The following is an 11,146-nucleotide window of genomic DNA, read 5'->3' as shown; positions in this document are numbered from 1 at the left end:
CTGTGAGCCGCCACCGACAGCCCCGACACCTGAAGTTCCCAGATCCCCGTCGCCGGGTCAGCGGTGGACTGGCCTTTGGACACGGCACCGTCGAGCACCTCGACTTTCTGGCCCTTGCTGGCGGTACCCTTGAGCGTGACATTGCTCTCTACCGTGAATGCACCCTCGGCAATTTCAACATTCTTCGAATCTTTCACCGAGGTGATCTCGGGTTGCAATTCCACCAACGCTTCGTCGATCACAAACTCCAGCGGATTTGAATAGCTGGTTTTACCCGTCTCCGCTCGCAGAAGCGTGTAGCTGACACTCAGTTTTTCCCCGCGCCGGGCTTCGAAGTAATCCCGCACGAAGGCTGCGTCGAGGGGAAAGTGCACATCCTTGCCGGCGGTCAGGGCACTGATTTTAATTTCGTTATGGTAAAGCTCGGCACCCTGCGCATCGCGCAAGTACCAGGTGACCTTGTCGTCGCGCTTGGTCGGATTGCTGACCGGGTTGGGGCAGGTGACCTTGCCCACCCCGCCCAGTTCCTCGGGTTTCAGTACGCCGTCCTTTTCCCCGAGAACCGTAGGCTTGACCAGTTCGAATTGCGGTTCGCCCACCCTCAGCAGCGCGGCGTGCAGCGAGCCGCGACTCACGATTTCGCCGTTTTCATCGCTGAGCTGGTTGTACGACAGATCCAGCGTGCCACCTTCGAGCGTCTTGAGGTGCCGGCCCTCGACGATGATGACGAAGCCGTCCTTGTCGGCGATTTCGCTTGCGCTCGGGATGTACCAGTCCAGCTCCGGCTCGTAGCTGCTGAGGTCGGGACGAGTGCCGAGCCATTTGAGCTCGATCCCCATGCCCTCCAGCAGGGTTTCATCGTAGGGAATACGGATCCGGGCGCGCGCCAGGTCGGGGTTGAGGGCGCCGTCCGATGCATCCTCGGCCAGGGGCGCCGCCAGCAGCCTGGCTTCGCCGACGATGTTGACGAAACGACCTTTGGAACGCTGGATGACTGACCCGCCGCGCTCCAGTTCGTAGGAAAAGACCGCCTGAGTCTTGGCCAAATCACGGGCAGTGCTGTTCGGTAACGGTACGTGAACCACTACGGGCGGATTTTTAGGTACTGTTCCTCGTGCCTTGATGTCTACCGGCTTGCCATCGAGGGTGGTGCCCCTGATGTTCATGATGATGACGTCGTCCTTGTGGAAGTCGTCTGGGGAATCGGCCCAGACTTGGAGGTCGAGCGCCTCTTCGCCGAGGGTGTCCAGATCAAGCTCGTTGCCGTTGGCCTGTTCAAGGATCGGCGCACCCAGCCGCGTCGTATCGGTCGTGACCTCGATGCGGGTTTCCGGGCACCAGTCCTCGGACTCGTTGTGCACCAGGTCGCGGATCATGAAGGTCACGGCGAGCTTGTCCTTGCCCGAGTCCCCCGCCTCAAGAATGACCGTTTCGTTGACGTGAATGACGATGGGGTTGTCGGCAGGGGTGTCGATCTGCGCCTGGGTGACCGGGGCGGACAGCACGCGCACACCGCCCCAGCTCAGCGTGATCACGTCGCCCACGGTGATGTTCGGGTAGGGAGGATCGGTCGGGATGCCTGATTTGGCCTTGATGGTGATGTCGATGCCGGTTTTGGCGGTGTCCTTGTCCACCCCGTCCTGGACCACTTCAGGCGGTGTAAAGGTCATGAACAGCTCGGAATGGGCGCCCACATCCGGATCCAGATCCTGGCCGCCCGGCGGTTCAAGCTTGGCCAGGAGTATGGCCGGCGGGGTGTAAGTTTCCTCCTGCTGGCTGAGCCGCTTGACCGAATAGCTCAGCGGGTAGACGCCGCTCAGAAGTCGAGCCGGGGCCACCCACAAGGTGGCGCGCTCACCCACTTCAACGTCCTGAGTGAGGGTGTGCTGATCCACCACGCCACCATTGAGCAGCAACTTGACCGAATCACCTTTGCTCATGTTTGCCCAAGCGGGGATATGCACTTTGAGCCCCTTCTCGGGAAAGTTGCCTCGGGCCGCGGCGCGGTTGATCCCCCATTCACCAGAGGGCAGCACCGGCTCGGTACGCCCGGGGACTTCCGGATCCAGCAGCGCGAGCGTGCCGGCTCGGGTCAGTGGGGAGATTTTTTTAGGGGGCTGCTTGAGCATGGTGAGGACTCCGATCCGTGAAAGGGTGACGGAGTGATTTAAGGCCTGAGGCGGGAGGGCTGGCTACTGTCAGAAGTAACAGGTTGGCGGGGGTTTCCGATGAACGGTTTGAATGCCTGTGTGGTCTTGAGCAGGGTGGAGCTGCTTGTCAGTGAGAAACTTGTGGCGAGGGAGCTTGCTCCCGCTTGAGTGCGCAGCACTCACAAAAATCGGCAATGGTTGTCAGATTTTTGGGGCCGCTACGCAGCCCGGCGCGAGCAAGCTCGCTCGCCACAAAGGTAAGAATGACTGAAGAGTCTTGCCTGAATGAACAGTATTACCCCTCTATCGAGACTATTTCGGCCTGATACCAAAACCATCAGCACTCTGGCGATTGAAAAACCAATCCCAATACTGCTGTGTTGCGCCGGTAGCTGGATAGATCGCCCACTGAGTATTTATGCCGGCTCGGTCGGCACTCCAGACCCATCTGGCAATGGTCGCGACCCCCGCATAAGTGTTGATGTAAGACCGCCACTCGGCCAAGGAAGGAATTCTTCCCCCGTGCTGGGCGGCCGCCTCAGCAGCAAGCCCGTATGGACCAAACGAACCGAGTCCGAAGGAGTAAAACACATTCGAAACCGAAACAGGATAAGACGCGGTCTGGTTCGTGGCGTCGGTGACCGTGATCACAGCGCTGCCATTGCCTTTGGAAATTACCCGGCCCGTATTGACATTGACTTCAGCAACCCCGGGGTTACTCGAGGTATATCGATAGGGCGGCACACCACTGTTGGCCGTTCTGTCGACAAAACTGCCGGCCGGAGGATTCGTTGGCGTACTGTCATGTCTGAAAATCCACCCGGACAGCGTTACGCGTGCCGTGTTGATGGTCAACGACGACAGGACTCTTACTCTGCGAGTGTTGGAAACCTGCCCGGTGGTGAGCGCTTTTGCCGTGATCGAGTGGCTGCCCACGGGCACGGCAAGCGTTGTGTCCCAGGTCGTACCGACAGCGGTCACTGTATGTTTGGCTACGTTGTTATCGTAGATCTGCACCTGATGATTGGGCGTAACAATGCCCCGCAGGGTGACGGTGGTGCTTTTGGTTTCTCCGTTGTCAGGTATTTCGACGCCGCCACCTTTTACCGAGTCGATCCTGGGAGCGATGTGAGTTGCCACGACGAAAGTCCGAACCTCCGACTCCGGCTGTGTGCCATAAAGCGCTTTGGCCTTGATGTTGTGGGGCGCAACGCTCAGACCGGTGAGCGTTTTGCTCCACTTGCCACTGTCATCGACCGGCGTGACGGGCGCAATCGGGGTGCTGCCGTCGTAGAGCTGCACGGTCTGGCCGGGGTTCGCTTTGCCTGTGACGGTCACGCTGGTGTCGAACGTGGTGCCGTTATGCAGGACTTCACCCTTGGAGTCAGTGACACACTCAATAATCGGAGCCGAGGCGACCGCTACGGTAAAGGCCCGAACCTCCGACTCCGGCTGTGTGCCATAAAGCGCTTTGGCCTTGATGTTGTGGGGCGCAACGCTCAGATCTGTGAGCGTTTTGCTCCACTTGCCACTGTCATCGACCGGCGTGACGGGCGCAATCGGGGTGCTGCCGTCGTAGAGCTGCACGGTCTGGCCGGGGCTCGCTTTGCCTGTGACGGTCACGCTGGTGTCGAACGTGCTGCCGTTATGCAGGACTTCACCCTTGGAATCAGTGACACGGTCAATGGTCGGTGTCACAGCCTCAGCCACAGTAAAGGCCCGAATCTCCGACTCCGGCTGTGTGCCATAAAGCGCTTTGGCCTTGATGTTGTGGGGCGCAACGCTCAGACCGGTGAGCGTTTTGCTCCACTTGCCACTGTCATCGACCGGCGTGACGGGCGCAATCGGGGTGCTGCCGTCGTAGAGCTGCACGGTCTGGCCGGGGCTCGCTTTGCCTGTGACGGTCACGCTGGTGTCGAACGTGGTGCCGTTATGCAGGACTTCACCCTTGGAGTCAGTGACACGGTCAATGGTCGGTGTCACAGCCTCAGCTACAGTAAAGGCCCGAAGTAGACTGGACACGGGATCCGCATCATAAAGAGCGTGTGCTGTAACGTGATAATCCTTCACCGTTAAATGGGTAAGCGGTCTCATCCAAATGCCATCTTTATCGACGTCAGCCTCTCCTTGTGGCGTGGAACCATCAAACAGCGCAACTTTTTCACCACGAGTCGCAATTCCTTTGATTGTCACTTGCTTATCGAAGGTCAAGCCACCCTCAGCAACCTGGCCCCATGAGTCAAGCACATCGGTAATGTCTGGGGTCACATAGTCATAGCGGGTTCTGACGGTTAACGGCAGCAACGGAAACTCGACTGCGGCCGATTCTTCGGCGGCGCCGTCGAACGCCACTTTGCACAGCACCGTGGCCGATGAAGAATGGACCAGTTTCAGCAGCTCGGCTCGAGGCAGGCTTTGCTTGAGCCCGTTGCTGACTTGCCCGTCTGTAATGAGCACGCCATCCATTAATACGATGGGGTGAGGCGTACCGCCGATGGCCTGGCCTTCGAGTCGCAACCAAAGTCGTTGCCCGGGCGCGATGAACGGCCACTTCTGCACAACGACATCCGGGTCGCCGGCGAACTCCATCAGGTCGAGAACCCGTTCGACAGCCTGAGGCACCTCGGGGCGCGGCAGTTGATTTTCAGGATCCTGGAACTCCAGCACCCTCAGACTCAAGGTCTGTGAGGGGGTTACATGGCCGTAGCGTTTTACGCCATAACCGACGCTCACCATCCGGTTGATGTTGGGGCCAACGAAGGACGCATCAAGATGAAACATGACAGTGCCGCTTTGATCCCCCGGTTTTTCCTGATCCTCGGAGGTGCCCGGGCCGGGGGTGCCGAGCCATTTCAAAATGACGGTATCCAGCGCCGGGTCCATGCTCTCGTAGCTGACCTTGATGTCGACGCCGTCGAGCGCCTTGATCGGATCGAGGGTGTCATCGACTGCTTGAATGAGCTGCGGTGGGGGCAGTTCTCCCACCAGGTAACCGATCAACAGATTCAGCGTGCCCGAATAGCTGTACAGCCCGGTGGCGGCGTGTTTGAGGGTATAGCGCACCTTGACGTAGTCGCCGATATTGGCAGTTACGAAATCGGCGTCCACCCGGAATGAAATGGGTTTGCCGGCGGAAATCGTGGTGATCGGTAGCCAGTCACTGGTGCTGGTGAAAGGGTTGGGGCCGGTCCAGTAGCAGGTCAGGATGTCCTCTTTGACGGTGCCCAGGTAGTCGACCAGCACCGTGACTTTTTCGAATATTTTCGATGGGTCGAGCACGTCTTCTTCATTCGCCTCCGGCACTTTCGGCGCCGGCAGCGTCGCAGTAATTGCCTGGACCTTGAGCAGCAGATGTTCGGACTCGCTCACCCCGTAGACCGCCGCCTCATCATTGGTGACCCGATACCACAGATTGAGGCGGCCATTGGCAAGTACGTCGATATGTTCGCCGAATATGTAGAGCGTAATCAGTTTGCGCTCGGCGTCATTTTGGCTGACGGTATGTTCCTCCGAATGCAGATACGACGAGCTGTCGGATCGCGTACCCTCCCAGATCAGTTCGATGTAGTCACCGTTGGCCATGCTTGGGTATGAGACATCCACAGTGGCCATCATTGTGTCGGGTTCGAGGATGTCGCCCAGTACCTCGCGAAGGACCGGAGCAGGGTATGCATAGACATCGCCGACCACATTGGCAAAGGTACGTTTGGAGGAAAGGGGGGGGCTACCGTCTTTCTTGGTCAGCACATACGAGGCATCAGCCGAACCCATGGCAATGGCACGGACTTCTTCGTAGGGAATGTACAGCTTCAGAATGCTCGGGATATTGGTGATTTCGTGAGACTGGATGTTAATCAACGGTTCACCGATTTTCGGTGTGCCGATCCAGGTCATGGTGATCGTATCGCCGATCGCGAAGTCGTCTGTCTCGACACGAATCAGTACGGTGACATCCTGTTGGTTCAAGGCTATGAGGTCAATTTTGCCGTCGACCGCCTCGTCGATGATCGGTGCGTCCAGGCGCCAGGCACCGGCGTCGACCTTCACCGTGGTGGTTTTCGACCATTCAACCGAGTAGTTCCACACCTCGTCGTACACCTCGTAGTGCACCAGCAGCGCAGCGCTGTCGCCACCGGCCAGAATATCGGCCTGCTCGGCAACAACCTCAATGGGCTGAGTGCCGTCAACGTGCGCTTGGCTGAGCACCAGCGGCTTGAGATAAACGCTGCCCCATTTCACCTGGACGGTGTCGCGCAGGGCAATGTTGGGATAGCGCTCAATCGTCATGGGCACGCCTTTGGCGGCCCACTCGGCATCGACGCCTTGCTCGATGACCTCTTTGGGCAACTGCACCATTTTCAAATGCGAGTGCCCTGGTAAGTGCGGGTCAGTGTCTCGACCAGCGGGCCGGTCAAGCTTGACCAGTAGTCGCAGCGTTACCGAAGGAGCGTCCGGTTCTGTCTCATCTTTTCGCTGTAGCCGGTAAAAGCACTGTTCGATCCAGCCGGGCACGAACTGCTCCTTCGGCACGAAGAAGAACAGGCGCTGATTGACCTCCTGTGCCGTCACTTCGTGGCTCCATACGTTGACCAAGTCGAGGTAAACGTCGACGGTGTCGCCTTCCTGCATGCGATACCACGGGTCGATGACGCAAAATACGCCCTCTGGGTCGTCTTCGACCACACCAAGACCAATACCGCCATCTCCGTCCACAATGGGGCGGGTCATACCCGTGACTAGCACGGGATCCAGTGACATCGGGCTGATATCGATTCTGGAAAAGGGAGTCAGGTAAGGGCGTAGAGAAGTCATGGTCAGTTCCTTGTCCAGAACGATGCGATGGTTTTTGAATCGCGGGGAGATGGACAGGATTGGGCACCACAGCGAGCTGATCTGGCTACTGTCAGAAATTACAGGTCGGGTCAGGTTTTAGACGAACGGTCGAGTCCCTCACATCGGCTCCGGCGGCCCGATCAACCGCCCCATCACCCCAAACAACCCCAACTTCCGTATCACCTCCAACTCCCCCTGGGTCTCCACCATTTCGGCAATCAACGGCAAATCAATGCTGTTGGTCGCCCGGAAAATCGCCTCGATGAACAATCGCTTATCACCTTGTTCATCGATGCCGCGAATGTAGGCACCGTCGATTTTCAAGTAAGCCAACCCCAACTGAGTCAGGTTGCCAATCTGGCTGAAGCTGCCGCCGAAGTGCTGCAAACCGATGCGATAGCCGGTATTGAGCAGGCTGTGACTCAGGCGTTGCAGCTCTTCGGGGGGTGGCAGTTGGCGTTCGTCGATTTCCAGGGTCAGCAGCGGTGCCAGTTCCGGCAGTGATTCAAGGATGTCGCAGATCAGTTTCAGCTGGGTCTGATCGCGCAGGGTGCTGCCGGACAGGCTCAGCGCGAGCGGCCAACGGTTGGTGGCGAGGTATTCGAGGGTGGTTTCCAGCATCGCCAGATCGAACCGCGCCGACCAGCCGAGGCGCTCGATCCACGGCAGGAAATGCCCGGCGGCAATCGCCTCGCCCTGCGGGTCAAGCAGGCGCGCGAGGACTTTGTGATGCAGCACCTGGCTGGTATCGGCGCACTGCACCACCGGTTGGAAATACAGCTGCATCTTGCCCTCGGTCAGCGCGTCGTCGATCCAGTTGCGCCAATCGTGTTGAGAGTGATTCGGCGCGCTATCGGCGTGGTCCAGGTGCACCCAGGGTCGCTCGGGATGTTGCCGGGCCTGGGTCAGCGCCTGATCGAGGCGCAGCAGCACGTTGCCGGCCGCTTCACCGGGGTGATAGGCGACCACGCCCAGATGCGCCACCGGCATGCAATCGCTGGCACCGGTCAGACGCAGGTTTTCCAGGGTGGCGCTGACTTCGGAGGCCAGGCGGGCGGCATCCTTGGTGTCCAGGCCCGGAGTCAGCAAGCAGAATTCGCCGCCGCGATTGCGCGCCGCGAGCCAGGTTCGACGTTCCGGTGGCTGCGTCAGGCGTTTGAGCAATTCGCCGACGGCGCCAATCAGGGTATCGGTGCGCTGGCCGCCCAGACGTTGGTTGAGGCCGATCAGGTCATTGATCCGCAGCATGAGCAAATGGCCGTCGCGGCATTGCTCGCAAACCAGTAGTTCGTCGGCCAATTGCTCATCCAGCAAGCGCCGGTTGGCCAGCCCCGTAAGGTTGTCCTGGTAAGATTCGGACCGCAGTTTTTCGCTGCGCGCCGCCTCTTCTTCGAACAGTGCCTTGAGTTTTTCCACCATCTGGTTCATGGCCAGCACCACGCGTCTGAGTTCCGGGGTGCGCGGCAGTTTCGGCAAACTGCGGAACTCGCGTTTGCTGATGGCTTCAGCCTGTTTGACCATGTTGTCGAGCGGTCGCAATTGCCGGCGCAACAACCAACTACCAAACACCGCGCTGAGCAGCCCGCAAATCAGCAACCAGATCAGGCTGCCGAGGGTGCTGTCCCAGAGTTTGGCCAGGGCGAACTGCGGATTGCTCAGCACTTCGACCCGTGCCGCCTGCTCCCAGCCTCGCGTGACCAGCGCGTCGCCACCTTGTGGACGCAGGTTCACCAGGCTGACGAACCAGCCCGGAACGCCCTTGATTTGCTCCGGTGCGCTGCGTTCCACCAGTACTTGTTCATCCTCGATGTTAATGACCCGAATGCTGCTGAAATAGCCGCTGTCGAAAATCGAACTGACCATCAGTTCAATCATCGCCGGGTCATCGATTTGTGTGGTCAACGACAGGCCCAGCGCGGTGGCGGCGTCCTGGGCGTGGGAGCGCAATTGGCCGAGCATCTGTTCGCGAGAGCTTTCCAGGCCGACAAAAAAACTGCCGCTGAAGGCCACCAGCAGGAACAGGCAAATGGCGAGAAACAACTGTTTGCGCAGTGACATGAATCGCTCCTTGCTGTGACGGCTAGCCTTCGTCTACGGCGAACCCTTCAACCTGCATCTTTTTTAACACGTCTTGCCAGCGCGACAGTTTTTTCGAGTCGCTGCTGCGTTTGCCGCCATTGGCTCCCGGCAAGTACAGGCCTTCGGCGTTGAAGGCGTACACCGGCAATAGGTCCTTGCGTTGAGACGCGGGACGGATCTCGTCGATCAGGTTGTCCAGCACCAGCGGATCGGCCGTTGGGCTGCCGTAAAAGGTCAGCACCATGTGTGCCTGGTTCCGGGTCAGGGCCTTGACGTAGGTGATGCGCAGTTGCTCGCTGGGAATACCGAGGTGACGCAGGCTGAAATATTTAGCCAGAACGTAGTCTTCACAGTCGCCTTCGGCTTTCATCAAGGATTCCACTGGCGTGGCCCAGTAATCGGTCCGGAGCCAGATACGCGTGTCGTCCTGAAAACTCAGTTGTTGATTGAAGAAGCGATTGACCGCGTTCAGTTGTTCGCGCTCGGGCTGGTTGAGTTCGCTCTGCAGCAGTTGACTCCATGCCTCGATCCGCCCCTGAGCCGGGCCAAGGGGCCCGTAGCGCTTGGCGGCCGTTTGCAGAATCTGCGCAAAATCCCAGTTGGCCTGGACACCGCCCCATCCGGCCAGCAGAAAAGTCGTCAACAGCAGCCATCCACCGAGCCGAAGTCGGAGCGTTGACCCTTCTGGACTACGCGGACTGCGGGACATGTCTGGCTGCTCGGGTGCAGATGTCTGAAGTCTAGGTGGTGTTTACGATGAGGGAGGGCAGGTCGTCGGCCTGTAAAGCAAAAGATCGCAGCCTGTGGCAGCGCCTACTCCGACCGGGTACACCTTCAAAGGTATGGATGTACTCGATTGCGTAGGAGCTGCCGCAGGCTGCGATCTTTACCGCAAACGCTTGAGTTTCAAGACTTGCGCAGCGTCTTCTGCCGAAGAATGTAAACCGTCACCAACACCGCGCTGGTCAGCATGAACCCACGCGCCCACGGCAGGGGCACCAGGTAGCAGGAAAACAGGATGCTCGCCCACATCAGCCCGATGGCGTAGACCTTGCCCTTGAGCGGGATGCCGTTGCCACTCAGGTAGTCGCGAACCCACGGCCCGAGCTGGGGATGTTCGACCAGCCACTGATAGAAGCGCGGCGAACTGCGGGCGAAACAGGCGGCCGCCAGCAACAGGAACGGTGTGGTGGGCAGCACCGGCAGGAAAATCCCGATCACCCCCAGCGCTACGCTCAGCCAGCCGATGGCCAGCAGCACGTAGCGCAACATCAGGGGGCGATTGCCTATGGGGTTGTCCATAGGCAAAACCTTAGTGGTGACGTGGCTTGAGGATCGCAGGTTTTTCGTCTGGCGCCTGGCACAGCAGGTACAGCGCGGTCAGGGCTTCCGGGATCTGCACGATCATGTCGTCCATCAGGTTGGCGTCTTTGGCGATGTCTTCGAACTCTGGCTGTTCGTCGAACAGACCGGAACCGACCATGATCGGCAACAGCATTTCGCTGACTTCGTCTTCGGCGGTTTCGAACCAGGCGGCTTCGCGCAGGAACACGCCTTCCATGAAACCGATGCACCAGCCGCGCAGGTCGGAGTCATCAGGCTCTTCGCCCAGATCGAGGTCGCACGGCAGCTCGAACTCTTCGTCGGCCGCCAGTTGGCGAGCGATGTGCGCCTTGAGCAGCAGCAGGGTGGATTCGATCGCTTCACGCTCGGTGTCGTCGGCGTAGTGCGGCTCTTCGGCGAAGAGGGCGTCGATCCATTCCCGGTCGGGAACGGTTTCGGAGCAGATCGACAGCGCAGTGAGGTAGCCGTGGGCGGCCACGTAGTCCAGCGCCTCGTCATGCAGCTCGTCGGCGTCGAGGAAGACTTGCAGGCGGGTTAGTTGCTCAGCGAAGGACATTAAAGGGCTACCTTGGGGAATATACGATGCGGGAATTCTAGGCCTTCTTGAGCGCTCAGGCCAGCCGCGCGGCATTTTTGCGTGCCCGTGCGTCTTATCAGCGGCGCCCTTTGCCGGACAGGCGTCGGGTATACTCGCGCGTTTTGTGATGCCCTGCTGGCGTCACGGCTGAGATGTGAAGCGT

At 59.3% G+C, this 11,146-nt stretch carries 5 protein-coding genes and 1 pseudogene; all 6 read right to left on the bottom strand.

Annotated features, from left to right (window positions below):
• A pseudogene (locus KGB14_RS16495) lies at positions 1-2,129 on the bottom strand (hypothetical protein); the annotation flags it as partial.
• Between the two features lie 333 nt (positions 2,130-2,462).
• Complete coding sequence (locus tag KGB14_RS16490; protein ID WP_223487829.1) at positions 2,463-6,962, bottom strand: Ig-like domain-containing protein; 4,500 nt, start codon at positions 6,960-6,962, stop codon at positions 2,463-2,465.
• Between the two features lie 138 nt (positions 6,963-7,100).
• Positions 7,101-9,041: a cyclic di-GMP receptor LapD gene (lapD, locus tag KGB14_RS16485; protein ID WP_223487828.1), complete on the bottom strand. Its 1,941-nt coding sequence runs from the start codon at positions 9,039-9,041 to the stop codon at positions 7,101-7,103.
• Between the two features lie 22 nt (positions 9,042-9,063).
• The gene (gene lapG, locus KGB14_RS16480; RefSeq protein WP_223487827.1) at positions 9,064-9,771 is read right to left on the bottom strand and encodes a cysteine protease LapG; all 708 of its coding nucleotides are present in this window, start codon (positions 9,769-9,771) and stop codon (positions 9,064-9,066) included.
• 197 nt (positions 9,772-9,968) lie between these two features.
• Positions 9,969-10,364: a YbaN family protein gene (locus KGB14_RS16475; protein WP_223487826.1), complete on the bottom strand. Its 396-nt coding sequence runs from the start codon at positions 10,362-10,364 to the stop codon at positions 9,969-9,971.
• 10 nt (positions 10,365-10,374) lie between these two features.
• Positions 10,375-10,962 carry a YecA family protein gene (locus KGB14_RS16470; protein WP_223487825.1) on the bottom strand — a complete coding sequence of 196 codons (588 nt, stop codon included), beginning with the start codon at positions 10,960-10,962 and terminating at the stop codon, positions 10,375-10,377.
• Positions 10,963-11,146 lie beyond the last annotated feature (184 nt).

The sequence above is a fragment of the Pseudomonas sp. A-RE-19 genome (genome assembly GCF_019956555.1).
Lineage (GTDB): Bacteria > Pseudomonadota > Gammaproteobacteria > Pseudomonadales > Pseudomonadaceae > Aquipseudomonas.
This window is presented reverse-complemented; position numbering and strand designations above follow the sequence as displayed.